This window comes from Prosthecobacter fluviatilis, from assembly GCF_055388355.1.
The window spans coordinates 723,001-749,001 of the sequence record NZ_AP043782.1 but is presented as its reverse complement, the minus strand read 5'-3'; the positions used below and the strand labels follow the sequence as shown (position 1 = coordinate 749,001).

22 protein-coding genes are annotated in these 26,001 nt (G+C 59.7%); 5 read left to right on the top strand and 17 right to left on the bottom strand.

Annotated features, from left to right (window positions below; all coding sequences use genetic code 11):
* Positions 1–14 precede the first annotated feature (14 nt).
* Complete coding sequence (locus tag ACZ5WW_RS02680) at positions 15–1,940, bottom strand: lipase family protein (protein ID WP_377169805.1); 1,926 nt, start codon at positions 1,938–1,940, stop codon at positions 15–17.
* A gap of 86 nt (positions 1,941–2,026) precedes the next feature.
* Positions 2,027–3,766, bottom strand: coding sequence for an ABC transporter ATP-binding protein (locus ACZ5WW_RS02675; protein WP_377169802.1), 1,740 nt, complete (start codon positions 3,764–3,766; stop codon positions 2,027–2,029).
* A 75-nt stretch (positions 3,767–3,841) separates the two neighbouring features.
* Here ACZ5WW_RS02675 and ACZ5WW_RS02670 point away from each other — a divergent pair, with 75 nt between their 5' ends.
* Positions 3,842–4,612, top strand: a complete 771-nt coding sequence (locus ACZ5WW_RS02670; protein ID WP_377169799.1) for an RDD family protein — start codon at positions 3,842–3,844, stop codon at positions 4,610–4,612.
* Here ACZ5WW_RS02670 and ACZ5WW_RS02665 read toward each other — a convergent pair whose 3' ends face one another.
* Together ACZ5WW_RS02665 and ACZ5WW_RS02660 are read right to left on the bottom strand one after the other, a co-directional pair.
* The gene (locus ACZ5WW_RS02665) at positions 4,613–4,966 is read right to left on the bottom strand and encodes a hypothetical protein (protein WP_377169797.1); all 354 of its coding nucleotides are present in this window, start codon (positions 4,964–4,966) and stop codon (positions 4,613–4,615) included.
* Positions 4,967–5,047: 81 nt separating this feature from the next.
* Positions 5,048–6,610 (bottom strand): glucose-6-phosphate isomerase, encoded by a 1,563-nt coding sequence (locus tag ACZ5WW_RS02660; RefSeq protein WP_377169795.1) that lies wholly within the window; start codon positions 6,608–6,610, stop codon positions 5,048–5,050.
* 88 nt (positions 6,611–6,698) lie between these two features.
* Here ACZ5WW_RS02660 and ACZ5WW_RS02655 point away from each other — a divergent pair, with 88 nt between their 5' ends.
* Positions 6,699–7,070, top strand: coding sequence for a Dabb family protein (locus tag ACZ5WW_RS02655; protein ID WP_377169793.1), 372 nt, complete (start codon positions 6,699–6,701; stop codon positions 7,068–7,070).
* 6 nt (positions 7,071–7,076) lie between these two features.
* Here ACZ5WW_RS02655 and ACZ5WW_RS02650 read toward each other — a convergent pair whose 3' ends face one another.
* The 12 genes from ACZ5WW_RS02650 to ACZ5WW_RS02595 all read right to left on the bottom strand — a co-directional run bounded on the left by ACZ5WW_RS02650 (position 7,077) and on the right by ACZ5WW_RS02595 (position 20,234).
* A complete protein-coding gene (locus ACZ5WW_RS02650) occupies positions 7,077–7,808 on the bottom strand; it encodes a HesA/MoeB/ThiF family protein (RefSeq protein ID WP_377169791.1) in 732 nt (243 codons plus the stop codon).
* Positions 7,809–8,088: 280 nt separating this feature from the next.
* Positions 8,089–8,931 (bottom strand): 4-(cytidine 5'-diphospho)-2-C-methyl-D-erythritol kinase, encoded by an 843-nt coding sequence (ispE, locus tag ACZ5WW_RS02645; protein ID WP_377169789.1) that lies wholly within the window; start codon positions 8,929–8,931, stop codon positions 8,089–8,091.
* 5 nt (positions 8,932–8,936) lie between these two features.
* Positions 8,937–9,581: a purine nucleoside phosphorylase YfiH/LACC1 family protein gene (locus tag ACZ5WW_RS02640; RefSeq protein WP_377169787.1), complete on the bottom strand. Its 645-nt coding sequence runs from the start codon at positions 9,579–9,581 to the stop codon at positions 8,937–8,939.
* A 102-nt stretch (positions 9,582–9,683) separates the two neighbouring features.
* On the bottom strand, positions 9,684–10,133 hold the full coding sequence (locus ACZ5WW_RS02635) for a MarR family transcriptional regulator (RefSeq protein ID WP_377169785.1): 450 nt from the start codon (positions 10,131–10,133) through the stop codon (positions 9,684–9,686).
* Positions 10,134–10,363: 230 nt separating this feature from the next.
* Positions 10,364–11,899, bottom strand: a complete 1,536-nt coding sequence (locus ACZ5WW_RS02630) for an MFS transporter (RefSeq protein WP_377169783.1) — start codon at positions 11,897–11,899, stop codon at positions 10,364–10,366.
* Between the two features lie 121 nt (positions 11,900–12,020).
* A complete protein-coding gene (locus ACZ5WW_RS02625; RefSeq protein WP_377169781.1) occupies positions 12,021–13,742 on the bottom strand; it encodes an SUMF1/EgtB/PvdO family nonheme iron enzyme in 1,722 nt (573 codons plus the stop codon).
* Between the two features lie 70 nt (positions 13,743–13,812).
* Positions 13,813–14,790 (bottom strand): tRNA dihydrouridine synthase, encoded by a 978-nt coding sequence (locus ACZ5WW_RS02620; protein WP_377169779.1) that lies wholly within the window; start codon positions 14,788–14,790, stop codon positions 13,813–13,815.
* A 63-nt stretch (positions 14,791–14,853) separates the two neighbouring features.
* Positions 14,854–15,654 (bottom strand): SOS response-associated peptidase, encoded by an 801-nt coding sequence (locus tag ACZ5WW_RS02615; protein ID WP_377169777.1) that lies wholly within the window; start codon positions 15,652–15,654, stop codon positions 14,854–14,856.
* 51 nt (positions 15,655–15,705) lie between these two features.
* The gene (locus tag ACZ5WW_RS02610) at positions 15,706–16,824 is read right to left on the bottom strand and encodes an iron-containing alcohol dehydrogenase (protein ID WP_377169775.1); all 1,119 of its coding nucleotides are present in this window, start codon (positions 16,822–16,824) and stop codon (positions 15,706–15,708) included.
* Positions 16,825–16,830: 6 nt separating this feature from the next.
* Complete coding sequence (locus ACZ5WW_RS02605) at positions 16,831–17,691, bottom strand: nucleoside 2-deoxyribosyltransferase (protein ID WP_377169773.1); 861 nt, start codon at positions 17,689–17,691, stop codon at positions 16,831–16,833.
* Positions 17,692–17,708: 17 nt separating this feature from the next.
* Entirely contained in the window at positions 17,709–19,139 is a 1,431-nt protein-coding gene (locus tag ACZ5WW_RS02600) for an aldehyde dehydrogenase family protein (protein WP_377169771.1), read from the bottom strand.
* Positions 19,140–19,226: 87 nt separating this feature from the next.
* A complete protein-coding gene (locus ACZ5WW_RS02595) occupies positions 19,227–20,234 on the bottom strand; it encodes a lysophospholipid acyltransferase family protein (protein WP_377169769.1) in 1,008 nt (335 codons plus the stop codon).
* 178 nt (positions 20,235–20,412) lie between these two features.
* Here ACZ5WW_RS02595 and ACZ5WW_RS02590 point away from each other — a divergent pair, with 178 nt between their 5' ends.
* Both ACZ5WW_RS02590 and leuS read left to right on the top strand, forming a co-directional pair.
* Positions 20,413–21,414 carry a M20/M25/M40 family metallo-hydrolase gene (locus tag ACZ5WW_RS02590; protein WP_377169767.1) on the top strand — a complete coding sequence of 334 codons (1,002 nt, stop codon included), beginning with the start codon at positions 20,413–20,415 and terminating at the stop codon, positions 21,412–21,414.
* Between the two features lie 128 nt (positions 21,415–21,542).
* On the top strand, positions 21,543–24,110 hold the full coding sequence (leuS, locus tag ACZ5WW_RS02585) for a leucine--tRNA ligase (protein WP_377169765.1): 2,568 nt from the start codon (positions 21,543–21,545) through the stop codon (positions 24,108–24,110).
* A 31-nt stretch (positions 24,111–24,141) separates the two neighbouring features.
* Here leuS and ACZ5WW_RS02580 read toward each other — a convergent pair whose 3' ends face one another.
* Positions 24,142–24,630 carry a hypothetical protein gene (locus ACZ5WW_RS02580; RefSeq protein WP_377169762.1) on the bottom strand — a complete coding sequence of 163 codons (489 nt, stop codon included), beginning with the start codon at positions 24,628–24,630 and terminating at the stop codon, positions 24,142–24,144.
* Positions 24,631–25,011: 381 nt separating this feature from the next.
* On the opposite strand from ACZ5WW_RS02580, the gene ACZ5WW_RS02575 reads away from it, so the two are divergent.
* On the top strand, positions 25,012–25,992 hold the full coding sequence (locus tag ACZ5WW_RS02575; protein ID WP_377169760.1) for a glycosyltransferase family 4 protein: 981 nt from the start codon (positions 25,012–25,014) through the stop codon (positions 25,990–25,992).
* Positions 25,993–26,001 lie beyond the last annotated feature (9 nt).

The window sequence follows — 26,001 nt, the reverse complement described above, 5'->3', positions numbered from 1 at the left end:
GCACCGGGCCTGTGCTAGGGGTTGGCGGCCTTCGCTTTTGCCCCCTGCATTTCCAGGTGATGCAGGCTCGTGTTTTTGCGCAGCTTTTGCACAAAGGTTTCGCCGGTGGTGTTGATGTAGCGCTTCCACACGTAGCAGAGGTCATACAGCAGCACTCCGAGCCACCAGACATACATGAAGGTCACGGAGCCGAGCACGGCGGTGAGCAGCGAGGCATTGGGATCTTTGACCTGAAACAGGGAGGCTATGCCCACGGCTGCTCCTCCTATGATCATCTGCCAGCGCAGCGCCCACAGCGGAGAGCGCCCGGTGCTGCGGTTCCAGCAATCAATGATCAGGCCAAGGGCCACCAGCAGGAAGGAAGGCAGCGCGATGTGGAGCGCCAGCATCAGCAAAGACGGGGGCTTTTCTGCAGCCTTGGCAAGCCAGAAGAGAAGATCCACCGTGCCAAAGTAGTAGAGCATGGGCCAGAAAGTCTTGCTCATACGCCAGCCGCCGATGACTCCCGCCCGGCTCCAGAAGGTGGTGCCGGAAAGCACGAGGCCGCAGGCTGCCATGCCCTGCCAGCTCCGCAGCCAGGTGACCATGTGGGACACGTTTTCGGGGGTGTCTGTCAGCAGATCCAGCACTTTCTGCATCTGCTCTTTCTCCATGGAATGATGCAAAACAACGATGGCCGCCACATGGATGGCCACCACGATGACAAAGGGAATGACGGGGCTCAGCTTGCCCCACTTGGTGTCGCCTGGCTTTGTGATGTCTGCCACGGGATCAATTGCATGATCGTAGATGTGCCGGAACAGGTTGGGGTCATTGAAGTATGCAATGTGCGCCATGCCTGCGAGCGGATAGCGGCGGAAGCCGTAGTCGTCTTCGCTTTTGAACGCAAAATTTTCGCATCCCCACAGCGCCAGCTTCTCCCGCACCGTATCGAGGTCATAGCCCACCGGGTCCGCGTAGTCGTAGTAGTTCCGCCAGCGGATTTTCTCCTGCACGCAGTACCAGTGGGAGCGGCGCTCCACGAGCAGTCTCTCCCGCTCTTCACCCGTCACGCTGCTCACCTCCTCCTCACCCTCTGCCAGCCAGCCCCACATCTCAGGCCAGAGAAAGAGATGCTTGTCGATGGGCGAGCCGAGCGTGGTCAGGCTGCGCACACGGTCCAGCCATTGGGGGGTCTCGGGGCTTTCTTTCACACGCGTGTTCATCGCCCGCAGCAGCGCGCGCAGCGTCAGCACAGTGCCCTCGCTATGGGCTACGAAATGGATCTCCTTGGCTTCGCTTATCCGCGCGAGGTAGTCGATGCGCTCACGGAACCTGCGGAGAATGCTCTCACGCACATGCACATAGTCCGCCACCTGCTGGACATCTCCCAGGTATTGGTTCAGCACACGGCCGAGGTCAAAGGTGAATGAGCCGGCTTTCTCCAGGGGAATGAGGACGCGATTGAGAATGTTGATCGTCTCAGCGACTTCCTCCACCACCGTTGCGCCCGTGGTTACATCACTGCCGGAATAGCTGCGCAGCAGGTCGTTTCTCTGCCGCAGTCGATCCACCACGCTGCATGCCCACTGGGGGGATGGCTCCAGCCTGTGGGCATATTCGATCTCGCGCGGGATGTCCGCCCAGTAGATCTCCGCAAAGGCCATGTCCGACAGATCCTTGAGTTTTTCCGCATGCTCTGCGGCTGGCGCAAAGCTGATCATGTCATCCTCGACAGGGTTCTTCGTATCCTTTCCCTCCCACAGTCCCTGCGGCAGGTGGATGGCCTGGGTGCCGATTTTGGTTTTGTCCGCAAAGACCTGCGCAAACAAGCCCGCCACACAGCGCACCATGTCGTTGCGGCTTTGGTCTCCCATCCCGTGCACCGCGATCACGAGCTTTTTGCACTGCCGCGCTCCGGTGCGTTGATAAACTTTGGGAAAAGAGGATGCAACGCTCATGGCGTGCTTTTATGTAATCTGCGGCCGGGTTTCCAGTTCTTTTGTATTTAGTTTAAGTTTTTTGCTTGGGAGATGTGCGGAGGGGTTCATTCCTCAGCCGCAGTCTCCGCCGCGATCAATGACGTCCGGCACAGCTTGGCATACATCCCATCCTGCGCGATCAGCTCATCGTGCGTGCCTTTCTCGATGATGCGGCCGTGCTCCAGCACGTAGATGCAGTCGGCGTTGCGGACGGTGCTCAGACGGTGGGCGATCACAAAGCTGGTACGGTTTGCCATGAGGTGCTCCAGCGCCTCCTGGATCTGCCGCTCCGTCTCCGTGTCCACGCTGGCGGTGGCCTCGTCCAGCAGGAGGATGGGCGGATTGCGCAGCAGGGCGCGGGCGATGCTGATGCGCTGCTTTTCCCCCACGCTGAGCTTCACGCCGCGCTCGCCCACATGGGTGTCCAGCAGGTCGGGCAGGCGTTTGACAAAGCCATCTGCATTCGCGCTCTGCAGCGCCTGCCAGAGCTGCTCGTCGGTGGCATCGCGGCGGCCGATGACGAGGTTCTCACGCACCGTTCCGTTAAAGAGAAAGCTTTCCTGGGTCACGTAGCCGATGTTTCGGCGCAGCCAGGCCTTGTTGAGTTCATGCACCGGTACACCGTCGATGGTGATCATGCCCTCATCGTATTCATAGAAGCGCGTCAGAAGGTTGATCAGCGTGGATTTACCCGCGCCCGTGGGGCCCACCAGCGCGATGGTCTGCCCCGGCAGCGCCTCCAGCGAGACGCCGTGCACTGTGGGCGTCTTGCCTGCATAGCTGAAGCCCACGTTTTCATAGCGCACCTGCCCCTTGATGCCCGCCATCTCGCGTCCGCCTACGGTGTCGGCCTCGGGCTCCGCATCCAGGATGTCAAACACACGCTCACCCGCAGCGCGGCCAGACTGAAGAATCTGGTTGAGCTGGTGCAGGCTCTCGATCGGGTCGTAGAAAAATTTCAGCAGCAGCAGGAAGGCAGTCAGGTCACCCGCCTGAATCTTGCCGCCCATCAGCTCCCGTGCGCCTACCCACAGTACAATGACCATGCCGATGCTGGTCAGAAAGTGCATGCCGGGGCGGTAGATGGCCCAGATCCGCATCACATGCAGCGTGGCGCTGCGCAGAGCGTCGCTGGCGCGGTTAAAGCGGTCGTGCTCCTCGCGCTCCATCGCGTAGGCCTTGATCTGGCGCATGCCTGACACGTTGTCCTGAAGCAGGCTGTTCATCGCGCTGCTGGCCTTGCGCACCTTGCGGTGGCGGTCGCGGGAAGTGCGTGTGTAGGTCAGCGCACCGGCCACCAGAAAGGGCAGGGGGATCAGCGCATACAGCGTCAGTTTCACATCTGCCTGCAGCATGAAGGCCCCCACCACGATGATCTGCAGCACCGACACGAGCCCCTGCTCGATGCCGTCGATCAGCACGCGCTCCACGCTGGGGATGTCCTCGGAGACCGTGGTCATGATGTCCCCGGAGGGGCGGTTGTCGAACCACCGCAGAGGCAGCGTCTGCAGACGCTGGTAGATGTCGCTGCGCAGGTCGTAGATCACCTTCTGCTCAAAGGTGTTGTTGAGCTGGATGCGCAGGGAGTTGAAGAGATGCTGGGCAAAGTAGGCCGCGAGAGCCCACAGAGCCAGCGGGGTGATGCGGTCCCACTGTTTTCCGGGCACCACCACATCCAGCACCTCCCGCGTGATGTGTGGAAAGACGATGACCATGAGCGTGCCTGTGATGGCGCAGGCGATCTGGGCAGAGCCCAGCCAGGGGTAACGACGCAGGTAGGAAAAGACGCGGAGGATGGTTTTCAATCGGGAGAGGATGGGAGCTTGATGCGGGCTGCTTAGCAGCTATCTAGCATACGACACACAGCAACAGTCATCTCCATGAAATACCATCTGGCACGCGGCGAAGAACAGCTAGGCACATTCAGCGATCTGGATGTGAGCGCCGGCCTGCGGGACGGCCGGTTCAAACGCACGGACCTTTGCTGGACGGAGGGCATGAAGGAATGGGAGACTCTGGGGGCTCACCTGCAGGAATTAAACCCTGAGGAAGCGGAGCCGCCTGGAACCGCCGAAACGCCCTCCATGACCGCCCTGCGTGCCGAAGTCAGGCACGATAAGGCAAGGCGTCTGGAGCTGGCGTCGCGTGGGCAGCGGTTCGTGGCCAAAATGATCGATTTCACCCTCATTTTTGTGCCTCTGTGGGTCGTTCTGACTCTGTTCTTTGATCCTGCCTTTGTGGAGGAGACCCAAAAACTGCAGAATGATCCGACGGCGATGATGAATGCCATGCAGCAACGTGCGGAAAAACTTCAGCAATCCGGCGGCATGAAGCTGCCGCTGGCCAGTCTGGTGTTTGATGCGGCGCTGATCATCAACGCTGTGCTGTTAACCCTGCGGGGGCAGACCATCGGCAAGCTATGCCTGGGCATTCAGGTGGTGCGCTGGCCTGAGGGAAGCAAGGCCGGTTTCATCAAGGCCCTGATGCTAAGGTCCGTCATCTTTTTTATTCTGATCTTTACCAGCTTTGCCTACTTTGGGGCCATGGGGCTGATGCTTCTGTTTGCGGACTCATTCATGATCTTCCGCAAGGATCAGCGCTGCCTGCATGATCTGGTGGCTGACACTCTGGTGGTCAAGCTGAACAGGTGATTACTGAACCAGGCCACCCGGCTTGCCGCTGTTCTGGTATTTGTTGATCTCCTGCATGCGTTCGCGCTGTGCAGGGGTCAGATCACGCATTTTGTCCCGGTAGCGATCCGTCACCCCGAGCACAAAGCAGGAAACGTCCACCACCAGAATGGCCATGGCCACAACGATGCCGTAGCGTTTGAGGGCTTCGTCGATGACCTTGTTCTTGTTGACTGAGAAGTGCTCCGATTTGGAGAACATGGACTGAAACAGCCGCCGCCAACCGCGTGGCTCGCGTGCAATGCTGAACGACCAGATGAAAAGGGCGGTCAGAATGACGCAGGCGATTTGGTAGTGGATGGGGATGTCACGCATGTCGTTATCGCCGGAAGATGGCTGGCTTCTCTGGGCTGCGATTTATAGGTGGCCCACGATATGTGTGCAAACGGCGATTTGTCACGGAGCAGCGAATTGATCCAAAGCCGGGCTGTCACCAGTCAAAACCATTTTCGCCTGGGCATTGGCCGCCAGGTGGTTCAGCATGTGATAGGCGTCTTCGGGGTCGATGCCCAGTTTTGCAGCCACTTCATCCGCCGTGCGTCCCGTGACAGTGAGCTCTGCGCGCACCTTGGCCAGCTGAGCAAGGAAATCTGTGGCGGCCTTCTTGCCGGCCTCGACACCGGGCTGGTGGTAGGCATTGATGTTCACCAAGCTGGCGTAGAAGCTGACGGCGCGCTCAAACAGGGCGATCAGCATGCCAAGATTGAAGGCATTGAGCTCTGAAATGTTCAGGGTGATGGACTCACGGCCCTTTTCCGCCAGGGCCTTGCGGGTACCACGCAGGAAGCCCTGGAGGTAGTCGCCCGTGGTGAAGCCCGGATCGACCTCAATGGAAGCGGTGTCGCGCGCTTTGCCCACCTCGATAAAGGTGACGAAGAAATTGTTCACGCCGTCACGGAGCTGCTGCACATAGGCATGCTGGTCGGTGCTGCCTTTGTTGCCATACACGGCGATGCCCTGATTCACCACCTTGCCATCCAGATCATGCTCCTTGCCCAGGCTTTCCATGACAAGCTGCTGGAGGTATTTGCTGAAAAGAACCAGCCTGTCCTTGTAGGGAAGAACGACCATGTCCTTGAGGCCCTGGCCTTTGCCTGCGTGGTGCCACATCAGCGCCAGCAGCATCGCGGCATTTTCGCTGGCGGGACGCTGGCGTGTTTCCACGTCCATGGCCGCTGCACCGGCCAGAAATTGCAGGACATCCACTCCCTGGAGAGCGGCGGCCAGCGTGCCCACGGCGCTCATCAGGCTCGTGCGTCCGCCCACCCAGTCCCACATGGGGAAGCGGGCCAGCCAGCCCTGTGCGGTGGAGTGCTTGTCCAGCTCACTGCCCGCACCTGTCACTGCGACGGCATGCTTGGCAAAATCCAGCCCTGCCGCTTTGTACGCTGCCTCGGCTTCCAGCATGCCGTTGCGTGTTTCCTTGGTGCCGCCGGATTTTGAGATCACGAGAGTGATGGTCGTGGCCAGCTCATCGCCGATCTGGGCCACCACGCGATCGATGCCGTCCGGGTCTGTGTTGTCGAGGAAGGAAATGCTCAGCGGCGGGTTGGCCGGGGTGATCGCATTTGCGACAAGCTGAGGACCAAGTGCCGAGCCGCCGATGCCGACGACGAGCACGCGGGTGAACTTTTTGCCATTCGCGGCGGTCACGGTGCCGGCATGAATGTCTGCGGCGAATTTCAGGGTGGCAGCCAGCGTTTCGCTGATCTCCTGCTGCAGCGCATCGTTCGGGGCCAGACGGGCGTTGCGCAGCCAGTAGTGGCCGACCATGCGCTGCTCGTCAGGATTGGCAATCGCTCCTGCCTCCAGCTCGGTCATCGCCTTGTAAGCGGACTCGATGCGACCTGCCATCTTGCTGAACAGATCATCCTCGAAAGCCATGCGGCTGATGTCGATGGAAAATCCAAGGTTCGAGTAGCGGACAAAGTATTTCTGAAAGCGGTCCCAGTGGCTCATAAGTGGTGTTAAGGAGCATGCGCGATGCCACGGTGCAACCTCTTTGCGCCATTGACGCAAAGAGCACCCTGCGGCATCCTCACGCACCATGAAAGCCGCCCTTTTTGCGCTCGCCATTCTTCTCTCCGCCATGACCACCCTCGCCACTGCTGCAGACGCCCCCTACCGCCACGTCGTGTTCTTCAAGTTCAAGGACAGCGCCACACCTGCAGAGGTTCAGGGGATTGAAAATGCCTTCATCGAGCTGGCCAAGAAAGTGAACACCGTGACTGCCTTTGAATGGGGCACCAACGTGAGCCCCGAAGGCCTCAATGATGGCTTCACCCACTGCTTCCTCGTCACCTTCAAGGACAAGGCCGGCCTGGACGTCTATCTTCCCCACCCGGAGCATGCAGCCTTTGTCTCCAAGCTCAAGCCGCTGCTGGACAAAGTCTGTGTGGTGGACTTTGTGGCGAAGTGAAGCTTGCTAGCCGCACACTGCGCAGTCGCCCCGTTTTGGAAGACGAACTTTGCGGAACTGAAGCGTGGAGAGATCCATGGACAGCAGTTCACCGCAAAGTGTCGTACCGATGCCGGTGATGAGTTTGATCACCTCCATCGCCCCAATGCAGGCTGCTGTGCCTGAGACGGCGCCGAAGACGGGAAACTGGCGTTTCCAGCTGGGCGGCACTTCGGGTACATAGCAGGCGAGGCACCCGGATTTGCCGGGAACAAATGTCGTCACGCTGGCCTCCAGCGTGTGCATGGCGCACTCGACCATGGGTTTGCCTGCACGCATGGCGGCGGCGTTCAGCGCCAGCCGCTCCTGGAACAGCGGAGCTGCGTCCACCACAATGTCAGCCTGGGCCACCAGCGCCTCCGCGTTGCCCTCGGAGACGTTTTCCGCCTTGCCCACGATTTCACAGCGGGGATTGAGCTCCTGCAGCCGGCGCACGATGGAGTCCATGCGTGGTTTGCCGATGTGGTCGTGGGTTTGCAGAAGCTGGCGGTTCAAATCCGAAGGCTGCAAGTCACCCCCATGGGCGAGCACCAGCCTGCCCACGCCTGCAGCCGCGAGTTCCAGGGCCACCAGGCCTCCCAGACCACCAACACGGGAGATCAGCACCGAGGCTGCCTTGAGCTTTTGCTGGCCTTCCTCGCCGACTCCGGGCACCCACATCTGCCATTCGTAGATGGCACGTTCAGAGTCGGTTAGCATGGGGAGTTCAGGCATAGGAGCATGTGAGAACGAAGCGGCTGGATGTGTCGCGCAAAAATAATTTCATCTTTTTTCAAACACTCCGCGGCCACCCCATACTAACACGATTAACAGGATATGCGGGGTTTCAGCCCTCCATAGACTGGGTCTTGAGAGTGATTGGTTGTTGACTTAAACCCCCTGCCTAACCGCAGGTCCAAGTTGAGGTTGATCAAACCAGAGGCCGGGCGGAATCGGGAGCCGCCCGGCCTCAATTTTTTCGGCGCCGAGGCGGCTCACCTCAAATGGCGGCGGTCTGTGTGTGCTGAATCCAGGATGTTTCACCGCACCATTCGCGGGCTTTTGCCGCCAGTTCCGCAGCCTGGGTGGGGCTTTCCGTGATGGCAAACATGGTGCTGCCGGAGCCGGACATCAGAGCTACACGGACCTCGCTTTGCTCCAGCAGCCAGGTTTTCAGCGTGGGCAGCAGCAGGTGTTTCTCAAACACGGGCCGCTCCAGATCATTGGACATGGCTCCCCAGGGGCAGATCTGCGGGGCGTAGAGGATGCCGGGCATTTCCTTGGAGTCTGCCCAGCGCTTGTAGGCCCAGGGGGTGGGGATGGGGAAGGGGGGCTTGATCAGGACCAGCGGCAGCTGCCAGGGGAAATCCACTTCGGTGACCAGCTCTCCACGCCCTGCTCCGTCGGCGGCGGGACTGTCGAGAATGAAGCACGGGATGTCTGAACCGATCTGGGCCCCCAGCTCGATCAGCTGTTGCTGAGTCAGGGGCGAGCCCGCCAGTTCGTTGGCTCCCATGAGCACCGTGGCGGCATTGCTGCTGCCTCCGCCAAGGCCAGCGCCTGCAGGAATTTTTTTCTCCAGGTGAATGCGCCAGGATGACTTTGTGCCAGTGCTGTTTTCAAAGGCCCGCAGAGCCTTCATGGCCAGGTTGCTTTCATCCAGCGGCACTGTGGGGTCGGAGCAGGAGAGGGTCACATCCGAGCCCTTGCCCAGCAGCTCAATCTCGACCGTGTCTCCCAGGGCCAGACGGCACAGGCGGGTTTGAACCTCGTGAAAACCATCCGGCCGTTTGCCGAGAATGCGCAGCCAGAGGTTGATTTTGGCGGGTGAAAGAAATGTCATGGTCGTCAAACAGTGCGCCCGAGCAGCGCCAGCATGCGCCCTGTGCGGCCTTTCTCCATGCGGTAGGAATAAAAGCGGTGCAAATCCAAAGAGGTGCAGAGGCCGGTGTCGTGAATCTGCTCCGGCGGAACGCCTGCTTGCAGAGCCTGCTGGCGGATCTGCGCTGCGAAATCCACCTCATAGGCCGGAGGGCGTATGCAGGGGCTCAGCTGAATGCAGAGGTCCTCCGGACGCGTGCCGAAGTGCTGCTGCATTTTGTCGATTGCATGCGCAGTGATGCCCATTTCCGAGCCTTTTTTTCCTGAATGGACCACGCCAAAGGCTCCGCTGCGAGGATCGGCGAGATACACCGCGCAGCAGTCCGCCACGTAGATGCCGATCAGCAGGCCTGGGACATTGGAGATGAGGCCGTCGGTGCCGGGAATGGCTTCACTTGCAGGAGAGGTCAGCACCGCCACCTCACGGCCATGCACCTGCTCGGCGATGCACAGGGCCGTGCTGCTGAAGCCGATTTCCTCAGCCTGGGAGCGGTGCCAGTCCCAGAGCCGGCTCACCACCACAGCGCGCTCTTCGTCCACATCGATGCTTGGATGGCGGAGTGTGAAGCGATGCTCAAAACCCGGCAGGGCTTCGAGGGCTGGAAAGGTCATCCACGGCGGGTCTTGATTCATCGTGAAGCTTTCTTGCCATGAAAAAAACAAAGGCGCACGGAGAAACCGGGCGCCTTTGCAAATTGTGGTGGGCGGGAACGCTTAGCGGGCCGTTGCGGTCGTGTCCAGCGCACGGTAGGAATTCATGAAGCTGTCGGCATCTGCGGAGGAGGTTTCGCTCATCGCGTCGGCGATCTGATTTTGCAGTTCGTCACGCAGGCGGCTGACCAGCTCGATGCCACGGGAGGTGATGCGGACGAGCACCTTGCGGCGGTCATCCACAGCGTGGGTGCGCTCCATGAGACCGAGCTTTTCCAGACGGTCCACGAGGCCGGTGGCGGCAGCTGTGGAGTGCCCCATTTTGCGGGCGATGTCCGTCATGGTCAGCTCCTTCGAGGTCGCGAGGTAGCCGAGCAGGAAGAACTGAGCAAAAGAGATGTTATCTCGGTTCAGCTCTCGGGAGAGATTAAGCAAAAACTCGCGCTGACTGAACAGGATGAAATCTGCCAGTTTGGCGTGGTCTTTGGCTGGGTTTTTGGTTCCGTTAATCATGGAGGGTGTCCTTAGAGCTATGGTTTCCGAGAAAATCTTGAATTATGACTAATGTAACAAGTTCTATTGGTAGGATCAAGGTAAAATCATAGAATCCATAAGTTTTTACTCAGTGGGGATAATAACTTCTTATTTGTGAGAGGTTAATGTACGCTTATTATTATCTATGAAAGGAAGTTTGGCAAACACTCTTTCAGTCTGCCATGCAGGTCAATGTCCTCAATTGGGGGCTATTGTAGAGAGCGCCCCTTGGTTTCCGGGGCAAACCAGACCAGCACCATGCCCAGCAGGTAAATGCAGGACAGTACGGAGAACGCGTGGGCTTCGGCGTGCAGACCTCCTGCATCGCCACCGAAGTACTTGGTGAGATTTCCCAGCTGCAGAGCTCCCACGGCGGCGATGAGGCGACCGAAGTTGAAACAGAAGCCCTGGCCCGTGGCACGTACGCTGGTGGGGAAGAGCTCGGGGAAGTAGAGCGGGAAGAAGCCGTAGAACGAGGCCGTGATGCCGCCCAGCAGGAAGGCGGTGATGATGAGGGACAGCGGTGTGGTGTCTCCGGTGAAGGGCTTGTTGAACTGGAAAAACGCCAGGGCCGAGGCGAGCGCTGTGGCGCAGAGCAAGGTGTAGGTGATGCGACGGCCGAGCTTGTCCGCGATGAAAGGCGTGATCAGGGTGACAAGAATGGCGCCCAGCGCGGTGGAGATGACGATGTAGTCGATGATTGGCAGCTTGGAGCCTTGAGGGGCCAGGCCTGACGCCCAGCGGGCAGCCTGCTGGGCGGAGCCCCAGGTGCCCAGGAGTGCCACGGCTGCCAGTCCGGCTCCGAGCAGCAGGTTGCTCATGATGGTGCTGCGCTCAGCAATCTGGGTGCTGCCTGCCGCGACGGAGCGCGCCATGTACTGGCGCATGGGGTGCAGGTACCCCCAGAGGGCGATGCCGAGCCCGACCAAGGTCACGCAGCCGGCGGCGAGGTTGCCCATGTCCGTCATGGGAGACCACACATAGATGATGCCGATGGCCGCCAGGCAGGCGATGAGAACTCCGATGAGATCCATGGTAGCCCAGTGCGAGGTGCTGCCGGACTTCTTTTCCTCCTCCCACTTGTGGGACTCAGGGACGAAGACGAGGATGAAGAAATTGATCAGCGCAGGCAGCGCGCTGCTCACGGCGATGAAGCGCCAGGCGCGGTTGTGCAGCAGGTATTCGGTGTTTTCAGGAGAAAGGCCCATCGCATGAATCCAGCCGGTGACGATTTCGAGGCTGGCATTGAGCTGCCAGCTGATGAGGCCGGTGAGGAGGAAGCCGATGTTGGAAGCTGCGCCGATCATTCCGGCGATCCAAGCGCGGTTTTTGCCGCCCCAGATTTCATTGACCAGCGCCACCCCAAGCGCCCACTCGCCGCCCATGCCAAGGGAGGCGATGAAGCGCAGGCCGGCGAAGTGCCAGGCCTCGGTCACGAAAGCGCACAGGCCGCTGAAGATGGCATAGGTGAAAATGGCCAGCGTCATGGCCTTCACTCGGCCCAGCTTGTCGCCCAGCCAGCCGAACAGCACGCCGCCGGTGGCAGCACCGACCAGGAAGACGGAAATGATGACGGTGAACCACTGCCCCTGCACAACGGCATTTGCCTTTGGCAGCAGGTCTTGCAGCGCCGGTTTGCCGATCAGCGGGAACAGACCCATTTCAAAACCGTCGAAGAGCCAGCCGAGAAAGGCTGCGATCAGGGCGGCCATGGCGCCATTGTTGGAAGATTTGGGCTGGGTCATGAGATAAGCGGATAAGGGAGTGAAAGGGGAGAGCTTGAACGTAGCGGGAAGCGAAGGGCAATCAAAAAAAACAGGCCGCTGGGTGGCAGCGGCCTGTTGAAGGGCAAGGTCAGGTCGGGGGTTATTCTTTGGCGACCCCATTGTTCCAGGCGGCGAACATCTCCTCCACCGTGGGGATTTCCAGCGGGCGCACGATGCGGAAGCCCAGCCAGGTGGCGTCGGTGAGGTACCAGATGCTCTTTGGCAGCTGTGGATCCTGTTGCTTCCAGAGCGGATCGGAGGCCTTGCGGGCGGCGCTGCGGAGCGCATCGGGATCGTCGTCATAGGTGCCGCCGCGGGCGACCTGCGGGTAGGGGGTCTTGGAGCGCACCCAGTCATTGCCCAGGATGGCGGTGCCCGGTGTCGTGGGGGTGTACTGGTCAAGGCACCATTCGCAGACGTTGCCGTAGATGTCGTGGAGGCCCCAGGGGTTGGGCTTTTTGAGGCCCACCTTGGCGTATTGGAAGTTCGGGGCGTTGTCGAAATACCAGGCGTAGTCTTTGAGCTGTGCCTTGTCGTCACCAAAGAAGTAGGCGGTCTTGGTGCCGGCACGGGCGGCGTACTCCCATTCGGCCTCGGTCGGCAGGCGGTAGAACTGCCCGGTCTGGGCGCTGAGCCACTGGCAGTACTTGTTGGCGGCGTGCTGAGTCATGCAGATGGCCGGGTAGCGGTCACGGCCCATGCCGAAGTCCATCGGCTGGTAGGGCGGCGTGGGCTGGGAGATGAGGTCTTCAGGCTTGTCGGTAGGCTTCCACACCTGGCGGGAGCCATCCTTGTTGCGACCGATGCTGGTGAGCTGGAAGGGCTCATACTCATCCCAGGTCACTTCATACTTGCCCATCCAGAAAGGCTTCATGGTCTTCTTCACCTGCGGGCCTTCGTCTTCGCCGCGGTCAGCCTCGCTCTCTGGGCTGCCCATGATGAATTCGCCGCTCTTGATCACGACCATGCTGAAGGGAACTCCGGTCTTCGGCACCTTGGAGTCGTAGGGCTTCATTTCGGCCTCTTTCTTCTCCTTGGAGGTCTGCACGATGAATGCGTGGATCTTCTTCACCAGCTCCATGTTGTCCGGGTTGGAGGTGGCCGGGCCTTTCTTCTCCTTGGCGGTCAGCTTGAGGTCGTCCGGCCAGGGGGCGCCTTGTTCGATCCAGAGCTTGAGGTAGTTGATGTCCTCCTTGCTCAACGGGCCGCCGCTTTTCTTCGGTGGCATGAGATCATCTTCGTCCGCCGCGAGGGTGGTGAGGTGGTAAATGGGGCTCTTCAGATCAAAGGGGGTGATGTTTGGCGCATTTTCACCTGTGCTGAAGGCTTCCTTCTTGGTGGTGATGATCCAGTCTCCCTTGGCCTTGTCGGCATTGTGGCAGGAGACGCAGTTCTGCTCCAGGATGGGCTGGATGTGCTTTTCAAACTTGATGCGCGGCGTCTGCTCCAGCACCACGCCGGCGGGCCATTCGGCACCTTGCTCGATCCAGGTCTTGATCACTTCGATCTGGGACTTCTCCAGCGAGCCTTCCTTCTTCGGCGGCATGGCCATGTCTTCATCGGCGGCAAGGAGCAGCGTGGTGTAGATGGCGCTCTTCTTCGGGTCTCCGGGGGTCAGGCCGGGGCCGTTTTCGTTGCCTTTCTTGATATCTTCCAGCGTGTGCATGCGGAAGTCGCCCTTGTCCTCTTTTTCACCGTGGCAGTGAGTGCAGGCACCTTCGAGAAGGGGCTTGATCTGCTTGTTGAAATCTACCTTCTCCGCAGCGCCAAGAAGCGCGGGAGTCAGGACCAGGGCAGAAAGGAGAGGTCGGGATAAAAACATGGGGCGGGGCGATAGCATAGGCTTGGGGGGTTGTCCAATACGAGCAAAAGCTGTGAAAATTGCGGGGGAGTCAGGCCGCGAAGGCCCTGCGACAAACCTCCATGATGCCCGCGCGGGTGGTGCAGCGGCGCATGGTGTTGAGAAAGCCTTCGGCGTCTGGCAGGCCCCAGGCGAAGAAATTGAGGTGCTTTTTGATGCGGTTTACCATGTCCAGCTCACGGGTGTTGGGTGTCGTCACACACTCGTAGAGCTCCTCCACATAGCGCATCCGGTCTTCCGGGGTGGGCTCAAAGACGGGCTGGCCTCGCACGTGCTGGCGGATCTGGTCAAACATCCATGGATTGCGGATGGCGCCGCGCCCGAGCATGAGGCCGCGCACGCCGGTCTGCTGTGTCACCTCGGCGGCATCCACATGGGAGTTGATGTTGCCATTGGCCAGCACGGGGCAGGGGAGATTGGCGGTGGCGGCGCCGATGAGATCATACCGGACCCCGTCGCGGTACATTTGCAGCACCGTGCGGCCATGGATGGTGAGAAGGTCCACGCCATGCTTGGCAAACAGCGGCACCAGGGCGTCGATAGTTTCGGTGTCATCAAAGCCCAGGCGCGTCTTCACCGTGAACTTGATGGATACCGCCTCGCGCAAGGCCCCGAGGATGCCCTCGATGCGCGGCACATCGCGCAGCAGCCCGCCGCCCGCGCACTTCTTATAAACCACCGGCGCAGGGCAGCCGAGGTTCAGGTCCACCGCCGCGATGTTGTAATGCTGCAGCTCCTTGGCGCTGCGCACCAGCGCCGGGATGTCGTTGCCGATCATCTGCGCGATGGCCGGCCTGCCCGTGGGATTATGAATGAGGGAGGCGAGGATCGGCTTGTCCAGGTGCGAGTCCGGGTGCACACGGAAGTACTCGGTATAATACACGTCCGCGCCGCCATAGCGCGCCATGAGCCGCCAAAACTCCAGGTCCGTGACATCCTGCATCGGGGCCAGTGCCAGCAAAGGCTCAGGCCGTGCCAGCAGGGTTTCCAGATGTTGGGTGGGAGTCACAGCAGCCTCTTAAACACGGATGCGCTGATGTTCACGGAAAAACAGCGACGGCGGCGGTCTTGCTCAAGCGCTGAAAAGCAGCAGTTGCGGACCGGGATCTTCATCGGCTTTCACCGGTTCATCTCCAGCCTGCGGCACAGGCGGTGCGATGGGGCGCAGGGTCTCGTCGCTTTTATTGCGCGCCTGATTCGCTGTGGTGGAGACGCGGTAGGCTTCCAGCAGCTCGCTCTCGTAGGGGCTGAAAAAACTGCGGAGATCATCGGGCTTCAGGCCAAGCTGGAGCCAGGAGAGTGCGGCCTCCTCTTCAAGGATCAGCGGACTGCGGTCGTGGAACTTCGCCATGTAACGCCCCGGCGGTGTGGTGACCACGCTCATGGAGGTGATGATGCGCCCGCTCTCAAAGTCTTCCGGGCAGGTGCTTTTCCAGACGTCCCAGACAGCGGCCAGCAGCACGGGCTCATCGTCTTTGCGGTGGATGAAGTAAGGGGTGGTACGGTCCGGCCACTCATGCCAGCCACGCACAGGGACGAGGCAGCGCTGGCTCAGGACTGGCCTACGGTAGGAGGCCAGGTCAAAGATGCTTTCACAGCGGGCGTTGAAGGTGTGGCCGAACTTCTTTGCGACCTCCTTCTTGCTCCCCTTGGCCCAGGACGGCACCAGGCCGAACCGCATGCGCTCCATCTCCACGCTGCCGCCCTGCATCGTGAGCACATCGGCGTAGTCCGTCGGGCAGATGTTGTTGACCGTTTCCGTTTCGGACTTCCGGTCTTCGTCCTTCTTTGGCTTTCGCCGCTCGATGCGCAGCTTCTTGCCGGCCAGGGAAAGCCCGCGCAGTTTGGCAAATTGATTGAGACGGCCGCACATGAGCCGACAGAAAAGCGCGCCGGGGCGGAGAGGCAAATCAGATTCGCCGTGTCACATGGCTGCGCGGTACAGCTCCACAAAGTCCGCCACGCTGGGCAGGCGTGGATTGAACTGCGCGGTCCACTGTTTGGCGGCCATTTCGGCGAGGTCCTGCAGGTGCTCCTCCTTCACGCCGTATTCGGCGATGTTGCGAGGCATTTTGGCCTCCCAGAGGAGTTCGCTCACACGGTCGGCGAGGTCGCCATCAAAGTAGCTTTTGTAGATGGCGGCGATCTCCGGGTCCTGGGAATTGAAGCGGATGACGTGCGGCATCATCACGCCCACGGCTTCGCCATGGACGACGTGAAACTTGGCGGTGAGGGGATTGGCGCAGGAGTGCGCGGCGCCGAGCATGCTGTTTTCAATGGCGATGCCTGCATAGGCTGCACCCAGTTGCATCATGCCGCGGGCTTCCAGGTCTTTCGGATCGCGCAGCACCCGGCTGAAGCCGCTGTGGCATAGGCGGAAGCCTTCACGGGAGTAGAGGGAGGAAAACGCATTCCGCTTGTTCGTGACGGCGGTTTCCAGCGTGTGCGTCAGCGCATCGATGCCGGTGCAAACGGTCACGCGATGCGGTTGGGAAATGGTGAGTTCGGAATCGAGAATGGCCACCTTGGCGGCAGCCTTGGGATCGCCGCACGCCATCTTCACATGCGTCTCGGCATCGGAGATGAGCGCAAAGCTCTGGCACTCGCTGCCCGTGCCTGAGGTGGTGGGGATGGCGATGAGCGGCAGCATGGGCTTGGTGGCCTTGCCCACGCCCCAGTAGTCGTGAATACGCCCACCGTTGGTGAGGATGAAGTTGCAGCCCTTGGCGGTGTCCATGCTGCTGCCGCCGCCGAGGCCGATGATGAGGTCGGCCTTGAACTCACGGGCAATCTCCACGCAGGCGTCCACATCTTCCGTGCTGGGGTTTTCCCGCACGTCGCCAAACACACGCGCCTGCAGGCCTGCCTCCACCAGAAAGCTGACGGCACGGGTGACGTAGCCCGCTTTGACAATCCCGGGATCGCTCACCACCAGTGCGCGCGTGCCGCCGAGAGCCTGCGCGAGTTCACCCACACGCGCGAGCGTGCCGTTGCCGTAGATGAGGCGCGTGCGCGGCTGGTAGTCGAAGGGGGCGAGGGACATTTCTAGTTATTGCTCACTACTGTTGGAGGCCCATTGAAAAGGGAAATCACGATATGTATTGGGCGTAAATAGTCGTAAAGTTGCTGCTCGCTTTCCAATTACTAAAGACGGATTAAAGCTGAAGCCGATCTTTATAGCTTGCACCTCACCAGGCATAAGACTCTTCCTGCTGGGCAAAATATATTGAACAAGCCCATTCTCGAGGACTGCAGATGAGACGTTTTCACGAAATCCAGTTCCGACATTATCGACTGCTTTTTCTAAAATCACCCCCAATTTGAATGCATCTGATCCAAAGTGATGTGAACTACGATTGTGAATTGTCACAGGAATATCGATCCAATACCTTGATTCATCGCAACACAAAACAATCTCGCTCCGCAATGGAGATATTCCATTTATAAGCAAATCCAACGGGAATGACGTGTCCTGTGGGGTGGCGGTTGGATGCTCGATATGCCACAACACGCGAGCGGTTAATTTTTCTTGAAGAACTTTCAGCTTCTTTTCATAAACGATATGAAGGAACTGCGTCAGGTCGAATGGTATATCGGCCGCGTTCTGAGTAAGCAACACCGTTGGTTTTCCAAGAGCGTGCGCGTAGCCAACCTCGTAAAATACGTTCGCATTTTTCCCGGTCATGTCAGCTATAATCAGATCTGCTTTGGCAATCTGATTATAAATTCGATCCAGCATTCTTTCGTTGTAGTGCTGTTCATCAACACGTTCACAGTAAGCGCCAGCAGCTTGACACGCATCTTTGATTCCGAATTGATAAATATCATCAAAATCAGATGAAAACGGCATGAGAACGAAGCAAAATAGCTTCGGCTTGGTTTGCGGAGAAGGTTGAGGGACCGATTCCATGAGGATGGCTTCGGAACTCAAGCACAGTCAATCGACCGGCGTTTGTACAGGAACTCGAACATGTTGCCTTCGTGCGGCTGGTCCCAGCTGATCTTCATGGTGCTGATCGGCCCGATGTTGAGGCGGTCGATGTCGCCGCACTCAAGGAGGTCGTTGATGAACGCCGGGTCCTGTGTGATGGCGGTGACGATGAGGGAGTAGCCGATGCGGCCGAGCACTTCGCCCTGCGGCACTTCAAGCACGCTGGCGTAAGGACAGAGGAACTCGCGGTTGGCGAGTGGGTGCTTGTTGTCCGAGCACCAGATGATGGTGGGGCGCAGGAATGTGCCGCCTTCAAACTCCACCTTGCGCGGGCCGTCGCGGAACTGCGCGGTCACGTCTTCAGCGCCCGGGGTCTGCAGGTCGCTGTCGATGGCGCTGTCGATGTAGTCGGCCATCTTCACATTGGCAAAGCCGGAGAGGCGGGCATTGTCGTCATCTGCGGCCGTGGGCTTCACGGGGCCCAGACGCTCGGCGATGGCCGTAGCGATTTCCTTGCCATACTTCGGCACGATGACGGCGGAGGCATTGATGCAGGAGCGGCCGCCGTTGTCGCTGATGGAGCTGACGATGACGTCGATGTATTCCTTCCAGTTTTCGATCTTGTCCTCGCCGATGATGATCTTGCTCCAGCCGGGGCCGTGGACCTGCACGGCGGGGTTGTTTTCGTACATCTTGGCGATGTTCACGTCGCCAAAGACGAGGTTGCGGCCGCTGAGCTTGACGACTTCGCCGCTGCCTTCGTGGTCGGTGGGGTAGAAGCCAAAGGCTTCCGCAGGAGCACCGGCGGCAATGAAGGCCTGGATGAGGCGGAAGGGGGTCCATGGCTCCTCACGGCCGGGCTTGATGACCACGGGGATTTTGAGCGCGATGGAGGGCAGCCAGAGGGAGTTCACCGCCGGGGAGTTGCTCGGCATGACGAGGCCGAGGGATTTGGTGGTGGGGAAGTAGGACACGGGGCAGCCGGACTGGGTGCCAAAGCCACGGTCGATCACGCTCAGGTCCAGCCCGCGGGTGAGGCCGTTGAGGATCATCTTCATGTTCGTCATGGCGAAGTGGATCTTCGTCATGTTGCGCTTCACCATGATGTGCGGCAGGCCGCTGGTGCGGGAAAGGGTGGCAATGTACTCCTGCGGTGTCTGCGTGTGGCCTTTGTCTCCCAGGGGCAGGGTGCCGTTGAGAAAGAGTTCGCCGGCCTTGGCGGTGATCTCGATGAGCTGCTCGACCGTGAATTTTTTCAAAGCAGCGCGCGCTTCGCCGATTTTGGCGAGGTCTTTGCGCACGATGCCGGCATTCACCTGGCTGACTTCGGCGCAGACTTCGCCGGTTTTGTGGTCTTTGACCTGAACCTTGTCGAGCGACTCATAAGGGCGGCCTTTGCGGAGAGCAGGAAGATGGGGGATGGACATTGGCGGTTGTTTTTTTGGAAGACGTGAGGATTACGAGCACCGATCACGCAGGGCAATGGAAAAAACTGGCGCGCAGGGCCAAGTCTTTCAGCCGACTGCGTGTGTGGTGGCAGGCGCTGCTTTCTGTCCCAGTAGCTCCGGGGGGATCATGCTGACCAGGGCCTCGGAAAAATTGGAGTAGAAAGGGTAGTCCGGGTGTGGCACGCCATGCTCGCCTACCGGCCGGTAGCGCCACTGCTTGTACATCCACAGCCAGCATTCCGGATGTTTGCGGATTTCCTCCTCAAAGCGGTTCCAGATGCGCTGCGTCAGCTCCCGGGTGTCATCTTCGGGCTTTGGCTCAAGGGCTTCACAGAGGCGTGCCTCGTAGCGGCCGTCTGGCAGCGGGCGGCACACGCCGGTGATGATGGGAAGGCCGAGCCGTTTGGCGAGTTCCACGTGCAGTGTGGGCACCGAAGTCCACATGCCGTAGCACTGGATCGCCGCGGCGGCCCTGCCGGGAGGGATGCTCAGGTCCGTGAGCAGCCCCGCGTGGCCCTGGCGCTTGAGAGCCTTGATCAGCTTGATCATGGCATTTTCCTGCGAGATGAAGGTGTGGCCGGACTGCTCGCGCAGTCTTTTAAACAGGTGCGTGATGGCCGGATTTTTAAAGTCCTGTGCCACGACGGTGAAGGGGAATCCGCGAAAGCCCCAGACCTGGCTGACGAGCTCAAAGTTGCCGTAGTGCGGCGTGACCCAGACGCCGCCGGTCTTGCGCGCCTTTAATTCGGAGGCCGTGTCGGTGATGATGTCGAAATGCTTCTGCCAGTTGCCTGCTGTGAGCTGCGGGGACCAGAACAGGTCCACAAACGTGCGTGCAAAGATCTGGTAGGAGCCACAGGCGATGCGCCACCTCTCGACCGGGGTGTACTGAGCGCCAAAGGCGCAGCGCAGATTGTCCAGCGCTGTGGCACGCCCTCGCTGGTCCAGCCAGAAGGCCAGCGTGCCGAGCACGCGGGAGAGCACCATGAGCACGTGGCGCGGCACCTGGGGCAGCAGCCAGACGGCGAGGTCCAGCAGCTTGATCTCAAGGGAATATCGAAGTTTCTTCACCATGAATTTAAAAGGAGGCCCTCCGTGTTACGACGGTGCATCGCCGCGTTCAACCTGAATAGCTGCTCTGTCGCGGCTGCAGCTACACGGCCAGGGTGGGTGATGGCGGCGGATTTGAATAAATATCAAAGCATCGTCACGTGGCATTTGGTGTTTGCGTATTTTCGCGTTACGATGGCTCATGCCATCCAACAGCCTCAACAACATTCTCAAGCGACTCCTCAAGCAGCCGACGGCTCCGTTTCACGAATACCATGTGCGTGCGGAAATCGAAGCCCTGCTCAAAGACTGCCCGAATGTGAAGCTGAAGCACGACAAGTTTGGCAACCTGCTGGCCACCTACAAAAACGGCAAATCCAAGAGCAAGCCCACCTGGGTGCTCGGTGCGCACATGGATCATCCTGCCTTCATCAAGCCCCCGGGCAGCAAGAAGCGTGACGAGTGGGATTTCCTCGGCGGTGTGGGCAAGCTCGAAGTCGAGGCCGGCGTGAAGCGCGGCCTGCGCAAGGTCAAAGGCCAGATCGCCACATGGAACTTTCCGGTGAACATCACCAACACCCGCATTGAAGCCACCGCCTGTGATGACATCATCGGCTGTGCGGCCATCGTGATGACCTTTCTCGAACTGGCGCGCCTGAACATCCAGACCACGGTGCATGCGGCATTCACCCGTGCGGAGGAGGTGGGCTGGCTCGGAGCCTGGCATCTCGCCCAGAACTGGCCCTTTGGCGAAGACAGCGTCTTCCTTTCCCTGGAAACCAGCCGCCCTGTCAACGGCGCGGTGATGGGCGGCGGCCCGATCCTGCGTGTGGGAGACCGTGTTTCCATTTTTGACAGCGAGGCCGTGGCCGTGCTGATGACCACCGCCAAGGAGCAGGGCATCCGCGTGCAGCGCTGCCTGCTGGATGCCGGTGCCTGCGAAGCCACTGCCACCCAGGCGGCAGGCGTCCGCAGCGCGGGCATCTCCATCCCGCTGGGCAACTACCACAACCTGAACGACTCCCGCCAGATCGCGCCGGAGTATGTGATGATGGACGATTTGAAGTCGCTGATCGACCTCCTCAAAGCCCTCGTCGCCACCAAGCACGACGGCATCGGCGAGCGCACCATCCGCGAACGCGTGGAACTGCGCCTGCAGGAGCATGCGGAGCATCTGAAGGCGGGATCGAAGCTTTTTAAGTAAGAGGGAAGACAGTACTCGTGAGCTTCAGCTCACTCGGGACTCGGGGGGGGAGCGTTCCCAGAATGAGCTAAAGCTCATAAGTACTTTATTTGACCGCTCACCGCTCCTCGCCTTCTTTCGCGCCCCCTATGAGCAGCGAACAGCGCAAAGCGTTTCCATTTTCCGAGTTTGAACCGAAGTGGCAGGACGTGTGGGAGGCCAAGAAGGCCTTCCGCACGCCGAACCCCGGCGATGCCGATTTCGACGCCTCGAAGCCGAAGTACTTCGTGCTCGACATGTTCCCGTATCCCAGCGGCGCGGGCCTGCATGTGGGGCACCCGGAGGGCTACACCGCCACGGACATCATCGGCCGTTTCAAGAAGATGTCCGGCTACAACGTGCTGCACCCCATGGGCTGGGACGCTTTTGGCCTGCCCGCCGAGCAGTATGCCATCAAGACCGGCACGCACCCGCGTGTGACCACCGAGAAGAACGTGGCCAACTTCACCAAGCAGCTCAAGAGCCTGGGCTTTGCCTATGACTGGGACCGCGAGGTGAACACCACCGACCCCGGCTACTTCAAGTGGACACAGTGGATCTTCCTGAAGCTGTACAATTCCTATGTGGGTGATGACGGCAAAGCGCGTCCGATTTCCGAACTGGAAGCCAAGGGGCTGAGCCGCGAGGAGATTGACTCCCGTCGTCTGGCTTATGTGTCCTCCGCCCCCGTGAACTGGTGCCCGGAGCTGGGCACGGTGCTGGCCAATGAAGAAGTGGTGGACGGCAAGAGCGAGGTCGGCGGCTTCCCCGTGGAGCGCCGCCCCATGCGCCAGTGGATGCTGCGCATCACCGCGTATGCCCAGCGCCTGATCGATGAACTGGACGGCCTGGACTGGCCGGAGAGCATCAAGCTGCTGCAGCGAAACTGGATCGGCCGCAGCGAAGGAGCCGAAGTGAAATTCAAAGTGGCGGGCAGCGAAGAGACGATCACCGTTTTCACCACCCGCCCGGACACCCTGTTTGGAGCCACCTACATGGTGCTGGCACCGGAGCATCGTCTGGTGGATCAACTGGTCTCAGAAGAGCAGGGGACGGCTGTCGAGCAGTACCGTGAGAAGGCCAGCCGCAAGAGCGACCTGGAGCGCACGGAACTGGCCAAGGAAAAGAGCGGCGTCTTCACTGGCGCGTATGCCATCAATCCCGTCAATGGCGAGCAGATCCCCATCTGGATCGCCGACTACGTGCTCATGGGCTACGGCACCGGAGCCATCATGGCCGTGCCCGCGCATGACGAGCGCGACTTTGAGTTCGCGCAGAAGTTTGAACTGCCGATCAAGCAGGTGGTGCAGCCGCCGGAAGGCAAGGACTGGCAGGGCTTCACTGAGCATGGAACTGCCGTGAACAGCGGCTTTCTCGATGGCCTGACCACCCCCGAAGCGAAAAAGAAAATAGCCGCCTGGCTGGAAGAAAAGGGCCTGGGCAAAGGCACGGTGAACTTCAAGCTGCGCGACTGGCTTTTCAGCCGCCAGCGTTACTGGGGCGAGCCCTTCCCGATCGTTTGGGAAGATGGCAACCACCGCAGCATTCCAGAAAGCGAACTCCCGCTGATGCCGCCGGATCTGGAAGACTTCAAGCCCACTGGCACACCCGAGCCGCCTCTCTCCAAAGCCAAGGAATGGGTGCAGTACTCCGCCACCGCCACGCGCGAGCTGAACACCATGCCGCAGTGGGCGGGCTCCTGCTGGTACTACCTGCGCTACTGCGATGCCAAAAACAGCGAGCGCTTTGTCGGCGAAGCCGCCGAGAAGTACTGGATGGGCGGCGGCAAGCCCGGCGGCGTGGATCTCTATGTGGGTGGCACCGAGCACGCCGTGCTGCACCTGCTGTATGCGCGCTTCTGGCACAAGGTGCTGTTTGATCTGGGCTATGTCAGCACGCCGGAACCCTTCCAGCGTCTGGTGAACCAGGGACTCATTCTGGGCGAAGACGGGCAGAAGATGTCCAAGTCCCGCGGCAACGTGGTGAATCCCGATGACGTTGTACGCGATTACGGCGCCGATGCGCTGCGCCTGTATGAGATGTTCATGGGCCCTCTGGAGCAGGTGAAGCCCTGGAGCATGAAGGGCGTGGAGGGCGTGTACCGCTTCCTGGCCCGCGTGTGGCGTCTGGTCATGGAAGTGGATGACGAGGGCGTGTGGAGCATGTCTGCCGCGCTGCAGGATGTGCCAGCCAACAAGCAACTCACCAAAGCGCTGCATGAGACCATCAAGAAGTGCGGCGAGGACATCGAGAAGCTCAGCTTCAACACCGCCATCAGCCAGATGATGGTGTGCACCAATGCCTTCACCGGCGCAGAAGTGAAACCTGCCGCTGCCATCGTGACCTTCCTCAAGGTGCTGAGCCCCTTCGCGCCGCATCTGGCGGAGGAGCTGAATGCGCGCATCGCCAGCAAGTTCCCGGCTTTGGCCGTGGACGGCCTGCTCAGCGATGCCGAATGGCCGAAGTACGATCCCGCCGCCCTCATTGAGGACGAGGTGGAGATCGTCTTCCAGGTGAATGGCAAACTGCGCGACAAAGCCCGCGTGCTCGTTCAGGCCACCAAGGAGGAGATCGAAAAGATCGCCCTGGCCAGCGCCCGCGTGCAGGAGTTCATGGAAGGCAAGCCGCCGAAGAAGATCATCGTCGTGCCCGGCAAGCTGGTGAACATCGTGGTGTGAGCCACAACTTCTTGCGTCAGCCGGGGCTGATTTACTTTTTCAGCCTCGGCTCGCCGATGCCCAGTTCCTTGAGCTGGGCACGCACGGCTTCCAGGTCGGGGGGCGAGACAAACAGCATGGTGAAGCCGCCGCTGGTGTTGCGGACAACGAATGCGGGCTGCAGGCCGTTTTTGACCTCGCTGTTGAGCTTGTCCTCCATGGCCTGCTCGGTAACCATGTACCAGCGGGAGTAGGGGCCGTTCAGCTTGAACTTGGTCAGAAAGATGGCGCGCGCCTGTGAGGCGGCTCCGTTGTACTCAAAGTAAATGATCTGCTCCCCTTTGCCGCGTCGCTCATCGACCTGGTCCCGCAGGGCGTCGTAGGACATCCACGGGGTGAAAAGTTTCTCGCGTTCCTTGCCCTTCGAGGACTCGACCTTGGAGGGGTAGGAGAGGCGAACCTCGTCCTTGGCGTTTGCCAGCATGAAATTTCCCCAGACAGTGAAAAGCACAATCCAAAAAGCGCGGTTAGTCATTTTCATAGCGGTGGATTTATAGGCTTTAATGCTGAAATTCGTCAAGTGTTATGCATGTAATATTTTAGGTATGCCATTGTGTTTGGTGGGATTTTCATCTTATGATCAGGGCGAATTATGGAGCCCAAGCAGAGCCGTCTTAACCCGATTCGGAGATGCATGACACATTGCGAGCCAATGGTTCGCATCAGCGATATTAAGCGCGGCGGCTTCTTTGGTCCGAGACTCTTGCTTAGAAACGCCTTAGTGTGAGGTTTTGTTTTATTTCGCAAGAGTTGATGGAGTGCTTTGACTGGGTTTGTCACAACCAAACCCATCAAAGCTGAAATAATGCTCGTCTATTAAGCGGGCTATAATATCCATGGCTCGTCCGCCTGCTTCCTCTTCATGCTGATCGCCATTCTTCACTACTCAAAACCTCCTGTCATCGGTGGAGTGGAACGCGTCATTGGCGAACAAGCTGCCGCTTTACGCCAGCTAGGCCATGAGGTGGAAATCCTGACGCGGGCGGAATGGCACATGGCCCCGTGGGACGCCGTCATCGTCCACAATGTCTTCACCATGCCCTTTGATCTCGCGTGGACGAAGCAGCTCATCGCGCTGACACGTTCACGCCCCGACATCCGCTGGATCAACTGGGTGCATGATGTCCGCTGGTGGGCCGAAGTCCCGCAGGCCATCCATGTGGCCGTTTCCGAGTTCAGGCGTCAGGATTATGCGACGGTGACACAGGAGCCCGTTCATGTCATCCCCAACGGCTGTGATTCGGCGGCTGTTCTGGGGCTCACTGATCGCGTGCGTGAACTGAATCTGGAGCACGAGTCGCTCGTGCTGCTGCAGCCCACACGCTTTGTGCGGCGGAAGAACATCGAGCTGGGCCTGCAGGTGCTGGCGGAGCTGCCCGGGGCTTTGTACATCGTCACCGCAGCTCCGGATCCGCACCAGTCCGACGGTGCAAAGTATTTCCGTGAGCTGAAGAAGCTGGCCAAAGACCTCGGTGTGATCAAACGGGTGTGCTTCATGGGTGAAAAAGCCCCGCTGACAGACAATGACGTGCGGAGTTTGTACCAAATGGCAGATCTGCTGTTTTTGCCGAGTACTCAGGAGGGCTATGGTCTTCCTTTGATCGAAGGTGCGCTGCATGGCGTGCCCGTGTTTTGCTCCTCCATTCCGGCTCATCGTGAAGTGGCGGTGGCTGCTGCTTTCTTTAAGCTTACCACCTCTCCCAAAACCCTGGCACGCAAGATCAAGTCAAACGCCGCTATGCAGGCGCGGCAGGCACGGCGCAGCATGATGGTGAGGCTCGCCTGGACACGAATTGTGAAGGAGATGCTAGAGCCGTTGCTTTCTGGGCGAAAGGCTCCATGAGTGGCATTG

Coding starts and splice junctions, on each gene's coding strand:
- ACZ5WW_RS02595 (WP_377169769.1), bottom strand. CDS start 20,234: ATGGTGAAGAAACTTCGATATTCCCTTGAGATCAAGCTGCTGGACCTC.
- ACZ5WW_RS02665 (WP_377169797.1), bottom strand. CDS start 4,966: ATGCGTGACATCCCCATCCACTACCAAATCGCCTGCGTCATTCTGACC.
- ACZ5WW_RS02625 (WP_377169781.1), bottom strand. CDS start 13,742: ATGTTTTTATCCCGACCTCTCCTTTCTGCCCTGGTCCTGACTCCCGCG.
- ACZ5WW_RS02670 (WP_377169799.1), top strand. CDS start 3,842: ATGAAATACCATCTGGCACGCGGCGAAGAACAGCTAGGCACATTCAGC.
- ACZ5WW_RS02605 (WP_377169773.1), bottom strand. CDS start 17,691: ATGGAATCGGTCCCTCAACCTTCTCCGCAAACCAAGCCGAAGCTATTT.
- leuS (WP_377169765.1), top strand. CDS start 21,543: ATGAGCAGCGAACAGCGCAAAGCGTTTCCATTTTCCGAGTTTGAACCG.
- ACZ5WW_RS02590 (WP_377169767.1), top strand. CDS start 20,413: ATGCCATCCAACAGCCTCAACAACATTCTCAAGCGACTCCTCAAGCAG.
- ACZ5WW_RS02630 (WP_377169783.1), bottom strand. CDS start 11,899: ATGACCCAGCCCAAATCTTCCAACAATGGCGCCATGGCCGCCCTGATC.
- ACZ5WW_RS02615 (WP_377169777.1), bottom strand. CDS start 15,654: ATGTGCGGCCGTCTCAATCAATTTGCCAAACTGCGCGGGCTTTCCCTG.
- ACZ5WW_RS02600 (WP_377169771.1), bottom strand. CDS start 19,139: ATGTCCATCCCCCATCTTCCTGCTCTCCGCAAAGGCCGCCCTTATGAG.
- ACZ5WW_RS02655 (WP_377169793.1), top strand. CDS start 6,699: ATGAAAGCCGCCCTTTTTGCGCTCGCCATTCTTCTCTCCGCCATGACC.
- ACZ5WW_RS02660 (WP_377169795.1), bottom strand. CDS start 6,610: ATGAGCCACTGGGACCGCTTTCAGAAATACTTTGTCCGCTACTCGAAC.
- ispE (WP_377169789.1), bottom strand. CDS start 8,931: ATGACATTTCTTTCACCCGCCAAAATCAACCTCTGGCTGCGCATTCTC.
- ACZ5WW_RS02580 (WP_377169762.1), bottom strand. CDS start 24,630: ATGAAAATGACTAACCGCGCTTTTTGGATTGTGCTTTTCACTGTCTGG.
- ACZ5WW_RS02635 (WP_377169785.1), bottom strand. CDS start 10,133: ATGATTAACGGAACCAAAAACCCAGCCAAAGACCACGCCAAACTGGCA.
- ACZ5WW_RS02610 (WP_377169775.1), bottom strand. CDS start 16,824: ATGTCCCTCGCCCCCTTCGACTACCAGCCGCGCACGCGCCTCATCTAC.
- ACZ5WW_RS02650 (WP_377169791.1), bottom strand. CDS start 7,808: ATGCTAACCGACTCTGAACGTGCCATCTACGAATGGCAGATGTGGGTG.
- ACZ5WW_RS02575 (WP_377169760.1), top strand. CDS start 25,012: ATGCTGATCGCCATTCTTCACTACTCAAAACCTCCTGTCATCGGTGGA.
- ACZ5WW_RS02680 (WP_377169805.1), bottom strand. CDS start 1,940: ATGAGCGTTGCATCCTCTTTTCCCAAAGTTTATCAACGCACCGGAGCG.
- ACZ5WW_RS02640 (WP_377169787.1), bottom strand. CDS start 9,581: ATGACCTTTCCAGCCCTCGAAGCCCTGCCGGGTTTTGAGCATCGCTTC.